The organism is Streptomyces sp. V4I8, from assembly GCF_041261225.1.
GTDB lineage: Bacteria > Actinomycetota > Actinomycetes > Streptomycetales > Streptomycetaceae > Streptomyces.
In genome coordinates this window covers 8,434,225-8,459,071 of record NZ_JBGCCN010000001.1, presented here as the reverse complement: position 1 = coordinate 8,459,071, position 24,847 = coordinate 8,434,225, and the positions used below count along the sequence as shown (strand labels likewise).

At 71.6% G+C, this 24,847-nt stretch carries 3 protein-coding genes; all 3 read right to left on the bottom strand.

Annotated features, from left to right (window positions below; all coding sequences use genetic code 11):
* Positions 1–37 precede the first annotated feature (37 nt).
* Genes ABIE67_RS38345 through ABIE67_RS38335 form a run of 3 tightly spaced genes read right to left on the bottom strand, consistent with a single transcriptional unit; the run spans position 38 to position 24,409 of the window.
* Positions 38–913 (bottom strand): proline iminopeptidase-family hydrolase, encoded by an 876-nt coding sequence (locus tag ABIE67_RS38345; RefSeq protein WP_370266125.1) that lies wholly within the window; start codon positions 911–913, stop codon positions 38–40.
* The gene (locus tag ABIE67_RS38340; protein WP_370266124.1) at positions 906–17,177 is read right to left on the bottom strand and encodes an amino acid adenylation domain-containing protein; all 16,272 of its coding nucleotides are present in this window, start codon (positions 17,175–17,177) and stop codon (positions 906–908) included. Before ABIE67_RS38340 ends, ABIE67_RS38345 begins: the two co-directional genes overlap by 8 nt.
* Positions 17,174–24,409, bottom strand: a complete 7,236-nt coding sequence (locus ABIE67_RS38335; RefSeq protein ID WP_370266123.1) for an amino acid adenylation domain-containing protein — start codon at positions 24,407–24,409, stop codon at positions 17,174–17,176. Before ABIE67_RS38335 ends, ABIE67_RS38340 begins: the two co-directional genes overlap by 4 nt.
* Positions 24,410–24,847 lie beyond the last annotated feature (438 nt).

Below are 24,847 nucleotides of genomic sequence, written 5' to 3'. Positions count from 1 at the left end.
GTAGCCACATCGTCGCCGGTCGCCACAACTCGTTTTCTCACCCGGGTCCGCCGATCCGGGTGAGCACTTCCTTGGCGAACAGCTCGGGTCGCTCCAGGTGCGGCATGTGGGAGGCGCCCGGGACGACCGCCGTCTGTCCGCGCGGTACGGCCCGGGCGTAGGCCTCGCAGGCCCGGGCGGGCACGAAGTCGTGCTCCCCGCCCAGGAACAGGGTGGGGACGTCCAGGCCGGGCAGCTGCTCACTGCGCGTGTAGGAGCGCAGGCCGCCGGTCACGCGGAACTCGGTGGGCCCCCACAGGGCGTCCCGCACCGACGTGACCGTGCCGAGGGTCGCGTCGACCAGTTCGTCGGGCCATTCGACGCGGCACATATGGCGCTCGGCGAAGACGAGCGCCGCCTCCCGGTACGCGGCGGTGTCGTACCGGTCGGTGCGCAGGGCGTCGCTGATGGCCTGGGCCGTCCGAGGCGGCAGTCGGAACAGCAACTGCCGCATGTCCTCCTCGTACTTGCGGACGTTCAGCACCGGCGAGACCAGGACCAGCCAGTCGGGGCGGTGGGTGCCGCGCAGCGCGAAGTCGCAGGCGATCATCGTGCCGAAGGAGTGGCCGAGGAGGTGGAAGCGCCGCAGGCCGAGGGTGGTGACGAGGACGTCGAGTTCGTCCACGAGGCGTTCCAGCCGCCAGGGCCGCCCGTCGGTGGGCCACGGTGTGGAGCGCCCGCAGCCCGTCTGGTCGTAGACCACCACGGGATGGCCGGGCAGGGCGTCGGCGAGGGGCCGCAGATAGTCGTGGGGGGTGCCGGGGCCGCCGTGGACGGTGACCAACGGGGTGCCCGGGGCGCCGGGGTTGAGGATGTCGTACCAGATCCGGCCGCCAGGTACGGCGCACCGCGCGCCGCTGGTCAGCTCACTCACCGTTGTCTCCCCGTGCGAGGTGGGCGCCGATCGTGGCGACATGCGGCATCCCGTTCATGCTGAGGTGGTTGCCCGGCACCGGAACGTTCCGGAAGCGGCCTCGGGCCAGCCGCCGCCAGTGCGGGGCCTGGTCGGCGGGGAACTCCTCGATCTCCTCCTGGTGGGAGAAGAACAGGACGTCTCCGGCGTACGGGCGGGCGGTGTAGGCGTGCATGGCCCGGTTGTGCCGCTGCCAGGCGCGCAGATAGCGGGGCAGGAAGTCGGCGGACAGCAGCGCCTCGAACTCGGTGCCCCGGGCCCGGTCGGCGATCAGGCGGATCCGGTCATCGAGGGTGGGCTGTGCCGCCAGTTCCTCGCCGGTCACGTCCAGCCGGGCCAGGCCGTAGCGCATGAGGTAGTCGAGGATGTCGTCGTCGGTCATCTCGCGGGGCAGGTTGCCGGGGGCGGGGCTGTCGATGAGCACGACCCCGGGCCGGTGGGCGTCGCTCCGGTCGAGTTGCTGGGCCATCTCGTAGGCGACGAGGCCGCCGAACGACGAACCGCCCAGCCGGTAGGGCGGCTTGAGCCCGAACTCGGCGAGCTGTTCGAGGTAGTGGGCCGCCATCTCCTCGACGGTGTCGAGGGCGGCGGTGCCGGTGCCGGCGAGGAGCGGCGAGCGGATCGCGTACACGGCCTGGTCGTCCGGCAGACAGGCGGCGAGGTCCCGGTAGAAGAAGACGTCTCCGCCAATGGGGTGCACGAGGACCAGCGGCGGGCGTGTGTGCGGGGCGCCGGGCTTGATCACCACGAGGTTCTGAGGCCCGTCGGCCTCGGGTCGGGATCCGGTGCGCAGCTCGTCCAGCGCCTCCGTGAGGGCCTGTGGGGTGTGTCGTTCCAGTGCCATGAACTCGACGCGGACGCCGGTCAGTTGGTGGATGCGGGCGACCAGCTGTACGGCGGCCAGGGAGTCGCCGCCGTGGGCGAAGAAGTCGTCGTCGGGGTGGATCGTGTCTACGCCGAGGACTGTGCGCCAGGCGTGTTCCACCGTGGTTGCGGTCTCGTTCGTCTGCGGCGCCGTTGGGGCTGGTCGCGCCCCGCGGCGGAGCCGCATATCGATACAGCCCCGCGCCCCTGGAGGGCGTTGCAGAACCCCTGTTGAATTCGTGGGGGTGGCTTCCAGCCAATGCTCCTGCCGGGCGAAGGCGTAACCCGGCAGCGGCACTCGGCCCCCTGTCGTCAGGCCGTGCAGCGCCTCTGCGTCTACATGCGCTCCTGCCGCCCAAGCCGTGCCCACTGCGTGCAGCGCCGCGACCGGCTCCTCGTGCCCGGCGTCGGCGGCCGACGGCATGGTCGGCACCACCAGGCGGCCGGCGCGTCCCGGGTGGCGGCGGGCCGCTCGGGCGAGGACCTTGCCGGGGCCCACTTCCAGTAGTACGGCGTCCCGCAGGCGTTCGTCGCCGTACAGGGTGCTCAGCGCGTCGTGGAAACGCACGGTTCGACGCAGGTGGTCGCGCCAGTACGCGGGGCGGCGCACTTCGTCGGGTCCGGCCCAGTCGCCGGTCAGGTCGGAGACGAACGGCAGCTCGGGTTCCCGCAGCCGGACGCGTTCCAGGGCGCCGCCGAAGCGGTCGAGGACCGGGTCCAGCAGGCGGGAGTGGAAGGCGCGTGAGACTTCTACGCGGCGGGCCGTGACGCCCTCGGCGGCCAGTTCCGCGGTGAGCGCGTCGACGGAGTCGGCGGGGCCGGAGACCACGCAGCTCGTGGCGTCGTTGACCGTGGCCAGATCCAGGCCGTGCCGGTCGAGTCGGGGCCGTACCCGGTCCTCGGGCAGGGGTACGGCGAGCATCGCGCCGGGGGGCGTGTCCGAGAGCAGGCGGCCGCGCTCGGCGACCAGCGTGAGCGCGTCCTCCGTCGAGAGCACGCCCGCCACGCAGGCGGCCGGGTAGGCCCCCAGGCTGTGGCCGATCACGGCCGCCGGACGGATGCCGAGGTCCGTGAACCACCGGGCCAGCGCGTACTCGACGACGAACAGGGCGACATGGGTGAACCGCGTGTCCCCGACCCGGTCGGTGCGGCCGAGCAGGTCGGCCTCGGAGGCGTCGGCGCCGAGGTGGTCGCGCAGCAGCTCCCGGCAGTGGTCGACATGGGCCCGGAAGCCGGGCTCGGTCGCGTACAGGGCGCGGCCCATGTCCCGGTACTGGGCGCCCTGCCCGGGGAACAGGAACACGACGGGGCGGCCGGGGCGGTGGGTGACGGGGGCGCGCTCCGGTTCGGCCAGGCGGTCGAGGAGGTCCTGTTGCCCGTCGGCGACGACGACGCGGTGGTGCGGGAAGCGGTGCCGGGCCGTGTTGAGGGTGTACGCCAGCCGCTCCAGCGGGACGTCCGGGTGCTCGGCGACATGGCGGGCCAGGGCCTGCGACTGCCGGTCCAGGGCGTCCGGTGCGGGCGCGGAGACGATGAACAGGGTGTGCGTGCGTGCGGCGGGCCCGGGTGTGGGTTCCGGTGCCGCTGGGGCCTCTTCCAGGACGACGTGGGCGTTGGTGCCGCCGATGCCGAAGGAGCTGACGCCGGCCCGGCGGACCGGGTGGCCGTCGGGCCACGGGGTCGGCTCGGTGACGACGTGGAAGGGGGTCTTCTCCAGTTCGAGGCGGGGGTTGGGCCGGGTGTGGTGCAGGGTCGGCACAAGCGTGCGGTGTTCCAGGCAGAGCACCGTCTTGATCAGCCCGGCGATGCCGGAGGCCACGTCGAGGTGGCCGATGTTGGTCTTCACCGACCCCAGGGCGACGCGGTGCGGCGCGGTGTCGGAGGGAGTGTCGCAGGCGGTGTCGGAGGCGGTGTCCGCGGCCGTGAACGCCTGGCGCAGGGCGGCGACTTCGATGGGGTCGCCGAGGGGGGTGCCGGTGCCGTGGGCCTCCACGTAGCCGATGCTCGCGGGCTCGATGCCGGCCCGTTCGTGGGCGGTGCGGATCACCGCGGCCTGCCGTTCCTGGCTGGGGGCGGTGTAACCGACCTTGTTCCGGCCGTCGTTGTTGATCGCCGTGGCCTTGATGACGGCCCGGACGCGGTCGCCGTCGGCGAGCGCGCGGTCGAGCCGCTTGAGGACCACGATGCCGGCACCCTGGCCCTCGACGGTGCCCTGGGCGGCCTCGTCGAAGGCCCGGCAGGTGCCGTCCGGCGAGAAGACCATGCCTTCCTGGTGGACGTAGCCCTCGGCGCGGAGCTTGCCGATGGACACGCCGCCGGCCAGCGCCACGTCGCAGTCACCCGCGAGCAGTGCCGTGCACGCCTGGTGGACGGCGACCAGGGAGGTGGAGCAGGCGGTCTGCACGGTGACGGCGGGGCCGGTCAGACCGAGCCTGTAGGCGACCTTGGTGCAGAGGAAGTTGACCTGGTTGTTGATCATCACCTGGTAGCGGGTGGCCAGGTCGGGGTCGCCCAGCGAGGGCAGTACGTGGTCCTGGGCGTAGTCGTTCTGGCCCGCGCCCGCGTACACCCCGATGTCGCCGTCGTACGCGGCCGGGTCGCAGTGCGCGTCCTCCAGGGCGTGCCAGGCGCATTCCAGGAACACCCGGTGCTGGGGGTCCATGGTCCGTGCCTCGTGGCGCGAGTAGCCGAAGAACTCCGCGTCGAAGGACCGGATGTCGCGCAGCCTGCTGTGGGCCCGCACATAGCCGGGCTGGTCGAGATCGTGCTCCGGCACGCCCGCGGCGAGCAGTTCGGCACGGGTGGGACGTACGACGCTGTGGTGCCCGGTGACCAGGTTGTGCCAGAACTCGTCCAGGTCGTCGGCGTCGGGGAAGCGGCCCGCCATGCCGATGACGGCGATGTCCCGGCCGCCGCCGGTGTCCGCGGGCCGCGGACCGGCCGGGCGTGCGACGGCATCCCGGTGCGGCCGGCTCCCGTCGCCGCGGCCGGTGATGTGCGCGGCCAGGGAGGCGATGGTCGGCAGGCGGAACATGTCGGTCAGGGTCACCGTGCGCCGGATCTCCTCGGGGAGGCGGGCGTGGACCTTGGTCAGCAGGACCGAGTTGCCGCCCAGCTCGAAGAAGCGGTCGTGTACGCCGACCCCGTCCACGCCGAGCACGTCCCGCCACACCCCGGCCAGCAGCCGTTCGGTGTCGCCGGACGGGGCCACGGCCGTGGGCCGGGCGGCCCGGCGGTGCGGTGCGGGCAGCGCCTTGACGTCGAGCTTTCCGCTGTAGGACAGCGGAAGTCCGGTCAGGTGCACCAGGGCCGCGGGCCGCATGTACTCCGGGAGCAGCGAGGCGAGGTGCTCGCGGAGGGCGTCCTCGTCGAGGGCCCGCTCGGCGACGTAGTAGGCGATGAGGCTGCGTGCGCTGTCCGGTGTGTCGGTCGCGCCGTCGAGCGAGCCGACGATCACGGCGCTCTGCCGTACGCCGGGGAACGCCGACAGCGCGCTCTCGATCTCGCCGAGTTCGATGCGGTGGCCGCGCAGCTTGACCTGGTCGTCGACGCGGCCGACGAACTCGATCTCGCCGTCGTCCAGTCGGCGGGCCAGGTCACCGGTGCGGTAGAGACGTCCGTGACCTGCGGCGGACGCGTCGACGAAGCGGTCCCGGGTGAGTTCCGGGTCGCCGAGGTAGCCGCGGGCCAAGGCGGCGCCGCCCAGGTACAGTTCACCGATCGCGCCCGGGGGCAGGGGCCGCAGCCGCGCGTCGAGGACGTACGCCCGCTCGTTCGGCAGGGGCCGGCCGATCGTGACGAGGAGCGGGCCGTCGGCGTCCGCCGCCGTGTAGGCGCGGGACGTGGACCAGATGGTGGTCTCGGTCGGGCCGTAGACGTTGACGACGTGCGGGCAGTGGCGTAGCGCCGCCCGCAGCAGATGCCTGTCCAGCCGTTCGCCGCCGACCAGCAGCCGGGTGTGCGCGAGGCCGCGCAGCGCGGGCAGCTTCATCTCCAGCAGGCTGGGCGTCAGCTGCACGAAGTCGTAGCCCGTGCAGTCGAGTTCCGCCACCAGGGGGTCGCCCAGGACCATGCTGCCGCCGCCGAGCAGGGTCAGGCCGTACTCCAGCCCGAAGATGTCGAAGACGTAGTTGGTCAGGCTGTACGTGTGCAGCGGTGCGTCCCCGGGGAAGTGCCGCCGGCGCAGGGCCGCCATGGTGGTGGTGAAGGCCCGGTGCTCCACCATGACGCCCTTGGGCTGCCCGGTGGTGCCGGAGGTGTAGAGGACGTACGCGAGGGTGTCCCCGGTGACGGGCAGGTCCAGGTCGGCCGCGCTCTGCGCCGCGCACGCGGCGTGCGTCTCGGGCGCGTCGACGGCGAGGACGGTCAGGTCGGGGAACCGTGCGCTCAGCCGGTCGCGGTGGCGGGTCCGGGTGAGCACCAGGCGGGCGCCGCTGCCTTCGGCGATACGGGCGATGCGCTCGTCCGGGTAGCCGGGGTCGAGCGGCACATAGGCACAGCCGGCCTTCAGCACGGCGAGCAGACCGGTCAGGGTGTCGATGCCCCGGTCGAGCAGCAGCAGGACGGGCTCCTCGGGTGCGAGGGGCACCCGGTGCCGGGCCAGGCGTGCGAGGCGGTTGGCGGTCGCGTTGAGTTCCGCGTACGTCAGTGTCGTGCCGCCGTGGGTGACCGCGGGCGCGGTGGGTGTGCGGGCGGCCTGCGCCTCGAAGGCGTGGTGGATGACCTGTTCGGCGGGCTCGGCGGTGCCGGTCGCGTTCCACTCGGCTTCTTGCCAGGCCTGGTCCGGTCCGGTCAGTACGAGATCGGCCGGGGAGGTGCCGGGGCCGTCCACGACGGTGTGCAGGACGGTCTCGACGCCGGACAGCAGGCGGTCGGCGGCGTCGGAGGCGAACAGTTCCGCGGCGTGGTCCAGGACGAGTGTGACGTGTCCGTCCCGCTCGGTCACCGAGAGGACCAGCGGGTAGTCGCGCTTCTGGTGGCGGAAGCGGAAGCGGGGCCGCAGCAGGCGCTCGTGCTCCTCGTCGGTGACGGCCGGGTAGTTCTCGTAGATGAACAGGCTGTCGAACAGGCGCCGCCCGCCCGTCTGGAGCGCGGCGAGGTCGACGCCGCTGCGGCGGCTGATCTCGTGCAGGTCGTCCTGGAGCCGCTGGACCTCCTCGATCACGCTGTCGGCGCCGATGCCGTGCCGGGCGATCAACGGGACGGTGCTGAGGTGGAGACCGACGGAGGTCTCGATGCCGTCGACGGGCAGGTCGCGCCCGGCGAGCACGGTGCCGACGACGGTGGTGGCGGCCCTGCCGTAGCCGCCGAGCACCTTGTGCCAGGCGTACTGGAGCAGGGCGTTGAGGGTGACACCGTGGTCCTGGGCGACGGCGCGCAGCCGCATGAGCAGCGCCGGGGGCAGTCGCAGCGTCCGCTGTTCCTGGCGCAGGACCTGCCGGTGGGCGGCCAGGTCCGTGCCGCGGGCCTCGGGCCGCAGCAGCCCGCTCAGGTCGCAGGCGTCGGGGGCGTCCGCGACGTAGGCGCGCCAGAACGCGTCGTGCTCGTGAGCGTGCCGGCGCAGTCCGCGCTGCACCGCGGCGTAGTCGTCGTCGGCGGGTTCGGCGGCTCGGCCGTCGCGCAGGGCGAGGTAGGCGTCGTGCAGGGCCCGCAGCAGCAGCGGGCTGCTCCAGCCGTCGAGGATCGCGTGATGGGTGTTGAGCACACAGGTGAAGCGGTCCGTGCCCCACTTGACCAGGCACACCCGGAACAGGCCGCTCTCCCGCAGGTCGTACGGCGTGGCCCGGTCGCTCTCCAGCAGTGCCTGGAAGGCGGCGTCGCGCGCGGCGGCGTCAGGGTGGCCGCTGAGGTCCACGTACTGCCAGGTCAGCGCCGCCTCGCGGTCGACGACCTGCACCATCTCGTGCTGCCAGTCGAACCGCAGCCGCAGCGCGGCGAAGCTCCGCTGCGCATGCGCCCACGCCGCGCGGTACAGGTCGGGGTCGAGGCCGGCCTCGTAGTCCCAGACCGCCTGCACCCGGTAGGCGTCGTCGACGTCGCCCCGGGCGACGGCGTGGTGGATGAACCCCTGCTGGAGGCTGGTGGCGGCGAAGACGCCGTCCAGCTCGCGGTCGGCCTGGAGCCGGTCGAGGTGCTCCTGGGGCAGCAGGCCGTCGATGTCGCCGACGGTGAGGTAGGTGCGGGTGCTGTGTGCCGTGGTGTCGACGAGCGCCGTCAGCCGGTTCTCGAAGGCCCGGGCGAGGCGGTGGGCGTCCGGCTCGGGCAGGCGGCAGGACAGGGTGAACCGCAGCCGGCCCGCGGTCACCATGCCGGTGGCGGTGACCGCGTACGGCAGCAGGTTGGCCGGGTCGCTCCACTCGCCGCCGGGCTCGTCCGCGACCTGCCAGGGGCCGGTGTTCCCCGTGTCGAGCCGGCCCAGGTAGTTGAAGCACACGCGGGGCAGCGGGCGGTCGTAGCCGCACAGTGGCCCGTACCCGACGCCCTTGCCCGGCACCGCACGCAGCCCGTCCTTGACGGTCGCGAGCGTGCGCCCGGGGTCGTCGTGCGTCTCCGCGCGCACGGGGTGCAGGGTGGTGAACCAGCCGAGCGTGCGGCTGACGTCGAGGCCGGGCGCGATGTCCTCGCGGCCGTGTCCCTCGACCATCAGATGGTGGACCGGGCGGCCGGTCAGGTCGGCCAGGGCGCGGGTGAACGCGGCGAGCAGGAACTCGTCGACCCGCGTGCCGTGGACGCGCTGACAGTCACCGAGGAGCAGCCCTGTGCGGCGCGCGTCGAGCGTGATCTCGGAGTCCACGGACACGCCCGTGTCCCGCAGCGGTACGGGGGCCTCGTCCAGGTCGGCGAGGAGGTTCTCCCAGTAGGCGGTCTCGTCCGGTCGCTGACGGGCGTGGTCCGCCACGGCCTGGGACCACTGCCGATAGCTCGTCCCCTTCGGACCGAGATCGCGGCCCTCGTACAGGGAATGCAGATCCTCGGCGAGAATCCGCCAGCTGACCGTGTCGGTGATCAGGTGATGCAGGGCGATGAACACGCGGCTGCCGCCATCGGCGTACCCGTGCAGGTACCCGAAGGCAGCCACCGGACCCTGCTCCAGGTCGAAGCCGCTCTGCCAGTCGGTCAACCGCTCACGGACCACCTCTTCGGACAGCTGCCGCACATCCAACAGCCGCAAGGCAGGAACCTGGGCCTCAGCGTCGTAGAACTGCACGCCCTCCCGGAAACGCAGCCGGAATGTGTCGTGACGCTCCACCAACGCCCGCAACGCCCTCTCCAGACGCTCCGGATCCAGCTCCGGCGTCCGCACCAGGAACGACTGATTCCAGTGTCCTGGGCGCACGAACTCCCGCCCGAAGAACCACTCCTGGACCGGAAGGAGCGGCACCTCACCGGCCAGCATTCCCTGCTCGGCGAGCACGGCGGTGTCCGTTTCGGCGACGGCGAGCACGCGGTCGTGGAAGCGCTCGACCGTACGGTGCTCGAAGACGTCCCGTACGCCGACCCGGACGCCGAACTGTCGGCGGATCCGGCTGACCACGCGGATGGCGACGATGCTGTCCATGCCGAGCCTCATCAGATCCATGGTGATGCCCAGTTGTTCGGCGGGCATGCCGAGCACGTCGGCCCATACGTCGCGCAGGCGCCGCTCGCGTTCGTCGCGGGGCGGCACGATGTCCTCGACGGTCGGCGCGGGTTCGGGGAGAGCGTCGCGGTCGAGCTTGCCGTTGGGGCTGAGCGGCAGTTCCGCGAGGTGCACGAAGACCTCGGGGACCATGTACGCCGGCAGGTGCGCGGAGAGCCGTTCGCTCAGGCGCGTGGCGTCGAGCGGGGCCGGGGAGACGTAGTAGGCGACGAGGAGCTGCCGGGCGCGGTCGGCCCGGGCGTCCTGTTCCCTGACGAGGACCACGCTCTGCGCGATCTCCGGTTCGCGGGTCAACGCGCTTTCGATCTCACCCAGTTCGACGCGGTAGCCGTTCAGTTTGACCTGGAAGTCGTCACGGCCGAGGAACTCGATCCAGCCGTCCCGGGTCCATCGACCCAGGTCACCTGTGCGGTACAGACGCCCGAGCATGGGGTGCTCGACGAACCGTTCCGCGGTGCGTTCCTCGTCCCTCCAGTAACCGAGAGCGACACCCCCTCCCCCAATGTGGATCTCCCCCGCGACCCCGACCGGACAGTGCTCACCCGCACCGTTGAGGACATACATGCGCTGACCGGGCATGGCAGTGCCGTAGGGGACGCTGGTCCACGCGGGATCGACCTCCCCGATCTCATGCCAGATGGACCAGATGCTGCCTTCCGTGGCACCACCCAGGCTCATCACCTTGGCTTCGGGGGCCAACTTCCGCAGTCGAGCAGGGAGTTGAGTGGGAATCCAGTCACCCGAGAGCAACACCGACCGCAAGGTCCGCAGCTCACCGGTCTCGTCGGCCAGCAGACCGGCCAACTGCGGCACGCTGTTCCAGACCGTCACCCGGTGCCGTCGCACCAACTCCACCCAGTGCGCCGGATTCTTCGTCTCCTCCTGAACCGGGAACACGATCGTCCCGCCGGCCGCCAGCACACCGAACAGGTCGTACACCGACAGATCGAAGCTCAGCTCCGACAACGCCAGCACACGATCCCCACCGCTGATGCCGAAACGGTCGTTGACCGCCAGCAAGGTGTTCACCGCGCCCCGGTGACTGACCGTCACTCCCTTCGGACGCCCCGTCGAGCCGGACGTGAAGATCACATACGCCACGTCTTCGGCGTCGACCTCCGCCAGGGCGGCCTCCGCACCGTCACCGGCGAGCAGGTCCTCCACCACCAGCACCCGGCACCCGTCCCCCTCGTAACGCGCCGCCTGCGCCCGCGACACCAGCACCACCCCGGCACCCGCCTGCGCCAGTACGTCCTGGACGCGGCCCGTCGGCCAGTCGACGTGCAGGGGCAGATAGGCGAGTCCGGCCTTCATCACGGCCACGGTGGCCAGCAGTTGGGCGTACCCCTTCTCCGCGAGCACGCCGACGAGCCGTTCGCCGGTCGTGTCGCCGAGGGCGCCGCGCAGCCGCCGGGCCAGCCGCTCGGAGTCGTCGTGCAGTTCGCCGTAGGTGTGGGTGCGGCCGGTGCCGGCGTCGATGACCGCCACGGCGGCGCGGCGGTCGTCGTCGAGCCTGCGCTCGTAGAGGCCGAAAAGGGTCTCCTCACCGGAAGGGGCGCCGGTGGCGTTGGCCGCCTCGACGAGGGCGCGGTCGGCTTCGGGGAGGTAGCGGTCGCGGGGCAGCCCGGTCGACCAGTCCGCGTTCGCGAGGTGCTCGATGAGGGTGCAGTACACACGGTTGAGGTGGTCGATGAAGGTGCGGTCGAAGAGCTGGTCGACATAGAGCCACTTGCTCATGAAGCCGTCGGCGATCTCGACTGCCTGGAGGTCGATCCAGGCCTGGGAGGTCTGGGCGCTCCAGTGGCGTTCCGCCGTCAGCTCGCGGTCGTCGAGGAACGCGGCCCGGTCGACCTCACGTGTCTCCTGGCCGACCACGCCGGTGAACACGATCGGCGACACGGCGCGGGTCAGGTCGAGGCCGTGCAGCCGGCTCAGATCGCGCTGGACCTCCACGCCCGAGTACAGGGCGTGGCCGATGTTCTCCCACAGGAGGTCGTGCGTGTGCCGGGTCAGGGTCTCGGCGTCACCGCCGCGGTCGGTGTGATGGTGGAGGACGGTGGAGGTGAAGTTGCCGAGCAGTTCGTCGGTGCCCTCGACCACCGGGAGGCGGTTGAACAGGGTGAGAGTGATGGGCAGTTCGCGGGCCCCGGAGAAGTACGAGACGACGCTGCCGAACAGGGCGAGCAGCACCGAGGACGTCGACACACCGTGCTGCCGTGCCCGCTCCTTGAACCGGCCCCATACGTCGGGGCCGACGCGCAGGGTGTGTTCGGCGAAGCGGGGGTGGGTGACGCTGTCGGGCGAGGTGGCGAACGGCAGGGTGCAGCGCAGTGGCAGGCCCGCCAGCCGGTCCTGCCAGTAGACGCGGTCGGCCTCGTACCACCGGGAGTGCTTCAGCAGGGTGACGTAGTCCTGGTAGTCCTTGAAGGCGGCCGCGGGCAGCGGCGGGCGCCGGTCGGTGCCCCGGTGGATGTCGTCGAGGCGTCGCATGACGGCGAGCCTGCTCTGCACGTCGAGGGCGATCAGGTCCCAGCTGACGTGCAGCACGCTGCGGTCGCGGAACCGGCTCACCTCGAAGGTGAACAGCGGGAACCGCTCCGGGTCGTAGAGGTGGTGGGACAGCCGCTCCCGGACCGGGCTCGGCCGGTCGGGGTCGTGGTCGCGGTCGGTGTGGTCGTGGACCCGGACCTCGTAGCGGGGTACCTCGGTGGGGTCCAGGACGCGCTGCTGGAGCCGCTCGGCGGAGAACACGGTGCGCAGTACGTCGCACTCGGCGATCAGCCGGTTGACGGACTCCTGGAGGCGGTCGGTGTCCAGGTCCCGGTAGTGGTATTCGCTGTAGACGTGGTTGGCGACGTTGCCGATCTCGTAGTTGCCGAGCCGGCCGACCAGATAGGCCTTCTGGATCTCGGTCATGTCGAACCAGTCGCCGGGGTCGGCGCCCGGCGCGGGTGGCAGGGCCGACAGGTCGGCCTCGCCCCGGACGTCCCGGAAGTCGCTGGGCGTGTAGCGCACGGTGGTGCGGTTCCCGCAGTGGCTGACGACCTCGGTGAGGGCCGCTTCGAGGGCGTCGGCCAGCGCCCGGGTGGTGGCGGCGTCCAGCCTGCTGTCCAGACGGACGTGCAGCCTGCCCTCGCCGACGTGGGCGAGGACCGTCAGCAGCGCGCCGGTGGTGTTGCAGGCCGGCATGGTCTCGCCGCCGTCCTCCAGCACGAGCCGCCATCCGGTGGAGCCGGTGGTGGCGGCGCTCTCCGCGTCGAGCCGGCCCAGGTAGTTGAACCACACCGGGGGAAGGGGCGCAGACGGAGAGCGCCGGCCGAGCAGCGCGCCGTGGCCGATGCCGCCCGCGGGTACCGCACGCAGGCTCTCCTTGACGGCGCGGATGCTCGCGCCGAGGTCGTCGGCCAGCGGCAGCCGCACCGGGTGCAGGGTGGTGAACCAGCCCAGGGTGCCGCTGACGTCGAGGCCGGGCGCGATGTCCTCGCGGCCGTGGCCCTCGCGCACCACGTGGTGGACGTCCCCGCCCGCCACGGCTTGCAGGGCGCGGGCGAGCGCGGTGAGCAGCAGGTCGTCGACGCGGGTGTGATAGGCGCGGTGGGCCGGGCCGAGCAGGTCGCGGGTGGCGTCCTCGGCGAGGGCGAACTCCTCGCTGCGGTCGGTGCCCGTGTCGGTCCATCCGCCGATGCCGGGGGCGAAGTCGGCGAGCAGGTCCTCCCAGTAGGCGGTCTCGTCCGGTCGCTGACGGGCGTAGTCCGCCACGGCCTGGGACCACTGCCGATAGCTCGTCCCCTTCGGACCGAGATCGCGGCCCTCGTACAGGGAATGCAGATCCTCGGCGAGAATCCGCCAGCTGACCGTGTCGGTGATCAGGTGATGCAGGGCGATGAACACGCGGCTGCCGCCATCGGCGTACCCGTGCAGGTACCCGAAGGCAGCCACCGGACCCTGCTCCAGGTCGAAGCCGCTCTGCCAGTCGGTCAACCGCTCACGCAGGGCCGCCTCGAACTCCCGCGTGCCCTCACCGCCCGGCAACTCCCGCACGTCCAGCACCCGCAACCCCGGGAACTCAGCAGCCACGTCATAGATCTGGCCGCTCTCCCGGAAGCGCAGCCGGAACGCGTCATGGCGCTCCACCAGCCCCCGCAACGCCCCCTCCAGACGCTCCGCGTCCAGCTCCGGTGTCCGTACCAGGAACGACTGGTTCCAGTGCCCCGGCCGCACGAACTCCCGCCCGAAGAACCACTCCTGCACCGGCAGCAACGGCACCTCACCCGCCAGCGACCCCTGTTCGGCGAGCACCACGGCATCGGCGACCGGCTCGGCATCGGCGAGGGCGGCGACCTGGGCGACCTGTTCGACGGTGGGCAGGGAGAAGATGTCGCGGACGGCGATCGTGACGCCCAGTTCCTTGCGCAGCCTGCCGGCCACCCGGATCGCGACGATGCTGTCCATGCCCAGCCGGGTCACGTCGTCACGGACGCCCAGGTCCTCGGGGCGCAGTCCGAGACAGTCGGCCCACAGGTCGCGCACCCGTTCCTCGAGCGGGGTGCGGGGGGCGAGCCGCTCCTCGCTGACGTGGGGCAGGCCGGGGTCGGGCAGGGCCCGTCGGTCCAGCTTGCCGTTGAGGGTCACGGGCAGCGCGGTCAGGTGGACCAGGGTGCCGGGCACCATGTACGGCGGCAGCGTCTCGTGCAGGGCCCGGGTGAGGACGGTCTCGTCGAGGGGGTGGTCGGCGACGTAGTAGCCCACCAGGTACTGGTGCCGTGGGTCGGGCTGCCGCACCAGGGCGACGGCCTGGCGGACACCGGCGCACCGGGTGAGCGCGGCCTCGATCTCGCCGAGTTCGATCCGGTAGCCGCGGATCTTGACCTGGAAGTCGTCGCGGCCCAGGAACTCGACCGTCCCGTCGGGCCGTTGCCGCACCAGGTCGCCGGTGCGGTACAGACGGCCCTCGCCGAAGGGGTTGGGCACGAAGCGCTCGGCGGTGAGTTCGGGGCGGTTCAGGTAGCCGCGGGCGAGTCCGGTGCCGCCGAGGTACAGCTCGCCGACGGCGTGGGCGGGCAGCGGCCGGCGCGCCGCGTTCAGCACGTACACCTGGGTGTTGTCGATGGGGGTGCCGATGGGCACGGTGTCCGGGTCCGGGTCGGTGCACGGGTGGTGCAGGACGTCGATGGACGCCTCGGTGGGCCCGTACAGGTTGTGCAGGTGCGCGCCCGGCAGCAGCCGGTGGGCGTCGCGGACCTGGGCCGGCTTCAGCTCCTCACCGCTGCAGAAGACGAGGCGCAGCCCCGCCAGCGCCTCCGGAGCTCCTGCCGTGCCGTCGGCCGCCTCCAGGAAGACGGCGAACATCGAGGGGACGAAGTGGACGACACTGACGCGCTCCCGCTCGATGAGCCCGGTCAGCGCGTACGGGTCCCTGTGGGCGCCAGGCTCGGCGAAGACCACGGCCGCGCCGTACCAGACGGCCCACAGCAGCTCCCATACGGACACGTCGAAGACGTACGGCGTCTTCTGCAGGACGCGGTCGTCGGGGCCGAGCGGGAACATCCGGTTCATCCACTGGACGCGGTTGACCAGCCCGCCGTGCTCGCACAGCACGCCCTTCGGCCGGCCCGTGGTGCCGGAGGTGTAGATCACGTAGGCGAGGTCGGAGCCGGTGAGCGGCAGGCCGGGGTCGGCGTGGGGCTGCCCGACGGGCGCGGCGCCCTCGTCGGAGGCCTCGGGGCCCTCCTCGTGGAGATCCTCGTCCACGGCCACGACCGGCACGCCGGGGTCCGCCGCCGTGCAGGCCGTCCGGTTGCGGGCGTCGGTGAGCAGCAGCGGGCTGCCGGTGTCGGCGAGGATGAAGCGCAGCCGCTCATGCGGGGCGTCCGTGTCGACGGGGACGTAGGCGCAGCCCGCCTTCATAACGGCGAGCACCGCGATGAGCATGTGCTCGCCGCGGTCCAGCCGCAGACAGACCAGGCTGCCCGGAGCCACCGCGTACCGGTGCCGCAGCAGATGGGCCAAGTGGTTGGCTCGTTCGTTGAGTTGACGGTACGTCAGTCGGCGTCCGGCGTGGACGACGGCGGTGGCGTCCGGTGAGCGCCGCACCTGCAGCTCGAACATCTCGACGGCGGTGCGGGCCGGCCCGTGGTCCCGTTCGGTGGCGTTCCACTCGGCCGTGCGGCGCGTCGCCTCGGGCGGCGGCATCAGGTCCAGCTGGTCGATGACGGCGTCGGGCGTGGCCGCCGCCGAGCGCAGCACGGTGAGGTAGGCGTCGAGCAGCGCCTCGACCTGCTCGTGTGCGTAGCGGGCCTCGGCGTAGGTGACGGTGAAGTCGACCCGGTCGTCGCCCTCCTTGGCGATGACGGAGATCCCGAACTTCTCCGCAAGGTCCTCGTACGGCAGCACGCGGTGCCCGAGGGTGGTGGCGGGCATCCGGACGGGCGTGAAGTTGTGCAGGGTGAACAGCACGGGGAGGGTGTCGGCCAGGTCCGCGGCACCCCCGGGCAGGGCGTCGGCCAGCATGTCGATGTTGAGCTGGTGATGCTGGTTCAGGTCGACGACCGCGTCGTTGACGCGCCGCGCGTTGTCGAGGAACGTGTCGCCGCCGCGGTACTCCGGCATGAGGGGCAGCGTGTTGACGAACGGGCCGATCGCGGACTGGAAGGCGGGCGGGCGGTTGGCGACGGTGAGGGCGACGGCGAAGTCGTCCTGACCGCCGGTGAAGCTGCTGAGCGTGTGGTAGAGGCCGGTGAACAGCAGGGCGTACCGGCTCAGCCGGTGCCGGGCGGCCAGGTCGGTGAGCGCCCGGTGGGTGTCCGGGTCCAGGGTGCGGTGGAGGGTGGCGGCCCGGTTGTCGGCGCCGCGCGCGGCCCTGCGCCCGAGCCGCGGTTTGCCGGCGGCGGCGAGGCGGCGGGCGAGACGGTCGCGGGCTGCGGCGCACTCGGGTTCGGCCAGCTCGATCCGCTGCTGGGCCACGAGGTCGAAGTAGTCCAGCGTGGCTTCTCCGTCCGTGGGTTCTCCGTCTGTGGGAGCGCCACCCAGGAGTGTGTCGTCCGTGGATGTGTCGTGCAGCGTGATCAGGCGGTGCACGAGGAGATCCGCCGAGTAGGCGTCGGATAGCATGTGATGGTGCGTCAGACCCACCACGACCGCGCCGGTGCCGGTCACCTCGATGACCTCGGGGTGGATCAGCCGGCCGTCGGACAGCGGGAAGGCGGTGCGGGCGCGCTCGTCGCGCAGTGCGTCGAGACGGTCCTCCGTGACCCTGCCGCGAGCGACCGTGAACGCGTCGGCGGGCAGTACGTCGTACGACAGGTCCTCGCGCACCCTCATGCGCAGGATGGGCTCGGCGGCCAGCAGGGCGTGCACGGCTCGCTCGGCCGACTCGGCGTCGGTGCCGGTGAGTTCGACGAAGAGGGGGATGGTGTAGGTGTGGCCGAGTGCGTCGATGCGGCCCTGGAGGTACATGCCCTTCTGTACCGACAGCAGCGTCCGGTCGTGGGCCGCGTCGGGCAGTTTCCAGTGGGTGGTCCGCCGGGCCCGTTCCTCGCTGTCGGCCTGGTTCAGTTCCAGGATGCGCAGCAGCTCCCGCTTGCGGCGGCTCACCCGCTCCTTGAGCGGCTGCGGGAAGCCGGTGGCCTGCGGGAAGGAGAAGCCGAGGCGGCCCTCGCCCTTGGCCCACAGGAGAACTCCGGCGGCTCGGAGGTCGTTCAGCAGTTCCAGCTCGGAGTTCACAGCTCTCCCTCTTCACGTGCTACGTCCGCCGGGGCCGCGCCCATGTGCTCGGCGAGCGTGCGGATCGTGTCGTTGGCGTACAGGTCCCGGAGTTTCAGATCGCACCCCAGGTCGCGCTGGAGCAGACGCACCAGCCGCATGGCGGCCAGCGAGTTGCCGCCGACGGCGAAGAAGCTGTCGGTCGTGCCGATCGCCTCGGCCGGGCGCCCGAGGATCCGTGCCCAGAGTTCGGCCAGGGCCCGCTCGGTGGCGGTCGCGGGCGCGACGTAGGTGCCCTCGGACTCCACCGGCGGCAGCCGGTCGGCGGCGAGCTTGCCGTTGGCACTCAGCGGCAGGGCGTCCAGGACGCGGTAGCCGGTGGGCAGCATGTACTCGGGCAGGGCGCGGGCCAGCTCGCCGGTGACGACCTCCACGAGGGTGGGCGGTTCGGCGGGGCTCTCGGGGGCCTGCCGCGCCTCCTCGTCCACGGCCCCGACCGCGAGGGCGTACACCGTACGGTCGGTGGGCGTCAGGCCCAGCGGGCAGGTGCCGAAGCCCTCGGCGCGCAGCCGCTCCGCGAGCCGCTGGAAGAGGAACCCGGCCGACAGCAGATGCTCGGGCGTGGCCTCTCCCTCCAGGGTGAGCAGGCAGCGGGCCCGGCCGAGGACCGCGTGGGCGTCGTCGCCCCGGTCGAAGACGGGCACGGCGGAAAGGTCGTAGCGGCGGCTTCCGTCGGGTTCGGCGAACCGCGGCGCGCCGTCGGCGTCCCTGATCCAGCAGCCCAGGTCCAGCGGGGCCGGGCGGAACCCGCCGGGTGCGCCGAGGACGATGCGGCACACCCCGGTGTGCTCCGCGTCAAGCGCCCGCTCCTCGGGCACCACGCGGTACGGGAGGCCTCGCGCGTCCAGCGCCTCGGTGAGCAGGGCGAGCATGTGCCCGGCCTCCAGCAGCGCCAGGTGCCGCGACCGGTCCGCGTAGAGCGGGGTGATGGCGGGCCAGTGGACGACGAGGTGCAGTTCGCTGCCGTCGTCCCTCGGCCGGGCGGCGACCGCGTCCAGCTGGTGCGCGCCGAGTTCCCCGGTCAGCGGGTGGAAGTACAGGTGTCCGCCGTGCCGGTGCCCTGCGTCCTCGGGGGTGCGCAGGAAGGTGCGTACCGGGTAGGTGCTGCCCGCGGACGGGTAACGGTACTTGGGCAGCGTACGGCCGGGCAGGCTCACCGCGGAGAGCACGCCGAGGACCGCGGCGAGGTCCTCGGCTCCGGAGGGTGTGGCGTTGTCGGCAGTGCCCTCCATGGCGCGGCCCACGGGTGCCGTCAGCTCCGCGAAGTGCCCGCGCACCAGGGCCGGGTCGACGGGTGCGTCCAGGAAGTGCCGGTAGCTCTTGGCTCGCGCGTACTCCGCCGGGTCGCGGTGGATCTCCAGGGCGAGGCGCGGCACGGCATCGTCGAGAAGGCCCGGCGCACCGAGGACGAAGGCCTGCTTGTCGAGGCCGCCCTCGTCGGCATCCGCCGACGGTGTGTGCCCCGGCTCGGGCACCAGGTAGGCGACCAGGCGGTCCTGCGTGTCGTCCTTCTGCACCCGGGCGACGGCCTTGTCCACGCCGGGCAGTCGGCTCAACTTGGCGGCGATCTCCTCCAGTTCGACGCGGTAGCCGTTGAGCTTGACCTGGAAGTCGTCACGGCCGAGGAACTCGATCCAGCCGTCCCGGGTCCATCGACCCAGGTCACCTGTGCGGTACAGACGCCCGAGCATGGGGTGCTCGACGAACCGTTCCGCGGTGCGTTCCTCGTCCCTCCAGTAGCCCAGCGCGACACCCCCTCCCCCAATGTGGATCTCCCCCGCGACCCCGACCGGACAGTGCTCACCCGCACCGTTGAGGACATACATACGCTGGCCGGGCATGGCCGTGCCGTAGGGGACGCTGGTCCACGTCGGATCGACCCGGTCGACCTCATGCCAGATCGACCAGATGCTGCCCTCCGTGGCACCGCCCAGGCTCATCACTGTCACGCCCGGCGACAACTCCCATAGGCGCTCGGGCAGTTGGGTGGGGATCCAGTCACCGGACAGCAACACCGCCCGAAGAGAGCCCAAGGCACCCGGCACGTCACCGGCCTCGTCGGCCAGCAGACCGGCCAACTGCGGCACGCTGTTCCACACCGTCACCCGATGCCGTCGCACCAACTCCACCCAGTGCGCCGGATTCTTCGTCTCCCCCTGCGCCGGGAACACGATCGCCCCACCGGCGGCCAGCACACCGAACAGGTCGTACACCGACAGGTCGAAGCTCAGCTCCGACAGCGCCAGCACACGATCACCGGAACCGACACCGAACCGGTCGTTGACCGCTAACAGCGTGTTTACCGCCCCCCGGTGACTGATCGTCACTCCCTTCGGGCGGCCCGTCGAACCCGACGTGAAGATCACATACGCCACGTCGTCCGGGTCCACCCGCGGCAGCCTGGCCTCCACGTCATCGCCGGCCGGCAGATCCTCCACCACCAGCACCCGGCACCCGGCGTCGCCCAACGCGGCCACCTCCGGCCGCGCCGCCTGCGCCCGGGACACCAGCACCACCCCGGCACCCGCCTGCGCCAGCACCTCGGCAAGGCGTCCGCCGGGCCACTCGACGTTCAGCGGGACGTACGCGGCGCCGGACTTCATCACCGCGAGCGTGCCGACGACCTGGAGGTAGCCCTTCTCCGCGAGCACCCCGACCAGCCGCTCGCCGGTCGTGTCGCCGAGGGCACCGCGCAGCCGCCGGGCCAGCCGCTCGGAGTCCCCGTACAGCTCGCCGTAGGTGTGACTGCGGCCGGTCCCGGCGTCGATGACCGCCACGGCGGCGCGGCGGCTGTCGTCGAGCCGGCGCTCATAGAGGCCGAAGAGGGTCTCCTCCCCCGAAGCGTCCCCGGTCGTGTTCGCCGCCTCGATGAGGGCGAGGTCCTCCGCGGGCACCGGGAGGGACGGGAACTCGGCGGTCTCCCAGTCGAGTTCGGCGAGTTCCCCGATGAGCCGGCAGTAGGCGCTGTGCATGGCGTCGAGGACGGCCGGGTCGAAGAGCTGCTCGACGTAGTCCCACTCGGCGACGAAGCCCTCGTCCGTCTCGTACGCCTTGTTGTCCAGCCACACCTGCGGCGTCTGGGAGATGGCGTGGTCGACTCCCTGGTACGAGTCGTCCAGCACGAGTTCGAACATGCTGGCGTTCGTCTTGGCGCCCAGGGTGCTGGTGAGGACGACGGGCGCCACGATCTTGCTGACGGGCATGGAGTGGCGGGTCTTCAGCAGCCGTTGGAAGTCGACGCCGTCGAACAGCTGGTGGTCGATGTCCCGGAGCAGGTCGCCGTGGACACGGCGCAGGGTGTCGGCGACGCCGATGCCGTGTGCCGTGCGGTGGTCGAAGAGTTCCAGGACGGTGAAGTCGCCGATGACGCCGTCGATGTCGGGGTGCAGGGGCAGCCGGTTGAACAGCGTGAGGTTGACGCAGAGCCGGTCCTGGCCGCTCCAGTGGCCGAGTACCCGTCCGAACACGTCCAGGACGAGGGCGGTCGGGCTGATGCCGTGGCGGCGGCAGCGGTCGGCCAGTTTCTCCCATACGGCGGTGGGGATGACGGCGCTCTTGCGCCGGAAGACGGGGGTGCCGACGCCGGAGGGGTGGGTCCGCAGCGGCAGCCGCAGGTCGAGCTGGTAGTCGTCGGCCTTGTCCTCCCAGTACCGCTGGTCCCTCAGCAGCAGCTCGCTGTCGCGGACCTTCTCGTACTGGAGGACGTAGTCGCGGTAGCTGACGCCGAGGTCGGGCAGGCAGCACTGCGGATCGGCGTAGAGCCGCGCCCACTCGTCGAAGAGGATGTCGAAGCTCGCCATGTCGATGACGAGGGCGTCGAAGCTGATGTGCAGCCGGAAGACTCCGTCGAGGCGGCTCAGCACGATGTCGAAGAGCGGGTACCGCTCGGGGTCGTACAGCTTGTGGGCGTACCGGCCGCGCAGTTCCGCCAACTCGCCTTCGTCACGCAGTTCGTGGAACGGGATCCGGTGCCGGGGGACCTCCCGCAGGAAGCGCTGCTGTCCGTCGGTGAAGACCGTGCGCAGGGCGAGATGGCGTTCGATGAGCCGGTTGAACGCGCTCTCCAGCCGCTCGTGGTCGACGCTGCCGTAGCGGAACTCGCTGTAGACGTGGGTCGAGACGTTGCTGAGCTCGAAGTTGTGGAAGCGGCCCAGGTAGTAGGTCTGCTGGACGTTGGTGAGCGGGAAGGGCTCGTGGAGGTGGTCGGTGTCGGTGCCGTCGAGGACGTGGTCGCGGTAGGCGAAGCCGCCGAGGCTCGCGGCGACGAGCGGGGCCAGCCGGCGGACCGTCTTCTCGCGGAAGACGTCGCGGATGCGGAGGTCGCAGCCCAGCTCGCGGTTGATGCGGTTGACGAGCCTGATGCCCAGGATGCTGTTGCCGCCGCACTGGAAGAAGTCGTCGGTGACGCCCACGGCCCGGCCGGTCCCGCCGAGCACCTCGGCCCAGAGTTCGCACAGGCGGGTCTCCAGCTCGTCGGCCGGCGCGACATGCCCTGTGGTGAGGAACTCGCCGGGGTCCGGCAGTGCGCCGCGGTCGGCTTTGCCGTTGACGTTCAGCGGCATGGTCTCCAGCGGGACGAGCACGGTCGGCATCATGTAGTCGGGCAGCAGCCCGGCCAGATGGCGCTGGAGTTCCTCCTGGGCGGGTGGTTCGGGTGCCACGTAGTAGGCGACGAGATAGCGGACGTCGTCGGCGGGCGTGTCGGTGTCGCCCGGCGCGCGGGGCGGTTCGTGGACGATGACGAGTCTCTGCCGGACTGCGGGGTGGGCGGTCAGCGCGCTCTCGATCTCGCCGAGTTCGATGCGGTGTCCGCGCAGCTTGATCTGGAAGTCGTTGCGGCCGATGAACTCCAGTTCGCCGTCCGGAAGGGCGCGCACCAGATCGCCGGTGCGATAGAGGCGCTCCTCGGGTACGGCCGCGCCGGTGCCGTCGGTCGCGGGCGGCGGGGCGACGAACCGGCTCGCGGTCAGCTCGGGGGCGTTCAGATAGCCGCGGGCCAGACCGGTGCCGGCGATGCACAGCTCGCCCGCGACACCCGGGGGCAGGGGTTGCAGCTCCTCGTCCAGCACATAGCAGCGGGTGTTGGCGACGGGGGTCCCGATCAGCGGACGCGAGTCGTCGGGGGTGAGGAGGCGGCGGGTGGACCAGACGGTGGTCTCCGTGGGGCCGTACACGTTCCAGCACTGGTCCACCGTGGCGACGAGGGTGGCCGCGAGCTGCGGCGGCAGGGCCTCGCCGCCGCACAGGGCCCGCACGGGAAGCCGCTTGCCGCCGAGGTTCTGGGTGATCAGCTGCCACAGGGAGGGCGTCGCCTGGACGACGGACACGCCGTCCTCGATGAGTTCGACGAGGCGGGAGACGTCGAGCAGGTCGGCGCGGCCGGCCAGGACGACGGTGCCGCCGTGCAGGAGCGGCATGTACAGCTCCAGCGTGGAGATGTCGAAGGCGACGGTGGTGACGGCCAGCATGCGTTCGCCGCGCCGGAAGCCGACGCATCGGCCGATGTCCTGGGCGATGTTGAGGTAGCCGCGGTGCTCCACGGCGACGCCCTTGGGGCTGCCGGTGGTCCCCGAGGTGTAGATGACGTACGCGAGGTCCGAGCCGGTGACAGGCACGCCGAGGTCGGCTCCGTCATAGGTGGCTGCCACGTCCCGTACGTCGTCGGAGTCGGCCGCCACCACGGGGATGCCCACGGCGATGTCGTCGAGCCCCGTGTGGTGCGCGGTGTCGCTGACGACCAGGACGGGCTCGCTGTCGGCGAGGATAGCGGCGGTGCGGCGCGCGGGAGAGCCGAGGTCCAGCGGGACGTAGGCACACCCCAGCTTGAGCACGGCCATCGCGGCGACCAGCAGATGCTCGGTGCGGTCCAGGTACAGGGCGATCAGGTCGCCGGGGCGGGGTCCGTGGCGGTCCCGGAGCAGCCTGGCGAAACGATTGGCCGCCTCGTTGAACTCCCGGTAGGTCAGGGTCGTGCCGCCTTGCACCACGGCGGCTGCGTCGGGCTGCCGCGCGGCCTGCTCCTCCACCAGGTGGTGCAGGGGCCGTTCGTCATACGGGGCACGGGTTTCCAGGGCCCGCGCCGGCAGACCGCGCCGCAGCGCGTCGGGCAGGCACAGCAGGGCCCCGAGGGTGGTGCGGCCCTGTTCGAATCCGTCGAGCCGGGCGAGGAAGGCGTCGACATGGTCACGCAGCACGGCGAGGAACGGCAGCCCCGCGGGCGCCTCCACCTCCAGCCGGGCGCGTTCGTCGCGATACCTCAGGACGAGGAGGGCGTCCTCGGAATCCGGGGATTCGGCGTCCGCGGCGGGTCCGGAAGCCCCGTTGTAATGCACGAGAATCCGGGGCGGACGCGCCTGCGAGAAAAGCGCGTTGAATTCATAAAAAGCGTTCGTACAGGAACGGTAGAGCGGATCGTGAAGCCGGTCGAGGAGTTCCGGGTGACGCAGATCCCGGTCAACGTTCAAGTATTTGCGCACTCGCCCGGCCGGTGTGCGCACATCGTGCACATAGGTCCCCGGCTTCCGGGAGTTCATTACCATCTGCAGGGCCAGGGAAAGCAGTTCGAGCCGTTCGGGCGTGAGCGCCGCCCGGGCATCGATGGGGAAATACAGGATCTCCCGTTCCCCGGGGGCCTCCGCGATGTCGGACCCCATGACCTCGGCCAGGTCGAAGCGGTCCTCGGCGCGGTCGGCGGCGCGCACCCGGGCGGCCAGCAGCCCGGCCGCGTGTTCCATGCGCAGCAACTCGGGCAGGTCGTCCGAGCGCTGCCGCCGGGGTTCGGGCGCGAGGGATCCGTGCCCTTCGCGGGAGAGGCGGATCACCGCGTCGACGCACGCGCCGAGGACCGCTCCTCGCGGGTCACCGGCGGCGGGCGTGGCGCACACCCGCACATCGCCCCTGGTCAGCCGAACCGTACAGCGGGCTTCGGACTGAGCCCCGAAAGCCAGCAGCTCCGGCGTGAGCACCGGTACGTCCGGACGGCAGGCGGCGGCGACGGCGGAGCCGACAACGTAGTCGAGATGCCGGTCCGCGAGCGCGCTTTCGTCGACGACGCTCGTGTTGTGGGTCGCCCGCGCCCGCCACTCGGCCGGCCCGACCGGATCGCCGTCCAGCATCCAGACGAAATGCCCGGCGTCCGTCAGATACTCCGTCAGCTCCTGTCCGAGCCGCCCGAGTTCCGACCCGACCAGCATGTGAAGAATTTTCATCTTGGCCCCCGTTCCTGCCTGGACTGAAGCAGCACGAAGGAGCCCGGCACCTTGCACCCCCGTGCTTTTTCCTCGCCGACATCTCCCCTCGGCGCGGGGCCTCCCAAAGAGAAGGTGAGTGCACACTCTTCCGGCAGGCTGGACGGGTTGGTCAATTCCCGTACCTGCGAGATATGTGCAACAGCCATGTGAAGGCTGTCAGTTGCCAACCGGCTCCGTCAAGGAATCTTCTCGGCCACGCACACCGGAGAGCACCTATAAGCCGTGCTTGGAATTCCCCTCAGGGCCGCTTATCGACAGGGGTAACGATCGCGCCACCCCTGGGCGCCCTGCGGCGCACCCCGGGTGGGCCTCGCCCGAGCCGACGTCCGACGGACCGAACATGACGCGCCCGGGCCCACGGCCCGAGGAAGGACACCCCGG

What these genes read in the sequence shown, in the direction of transcription:
- ABIE67_RS38335 (WP_370266123.1), bottom strand. Translation starts at nt 24,409, where the DNA reads ATGCTGGTCGGGTCGGAACTCGGGCGGCTCGGACAGGAGCTGACGGAG.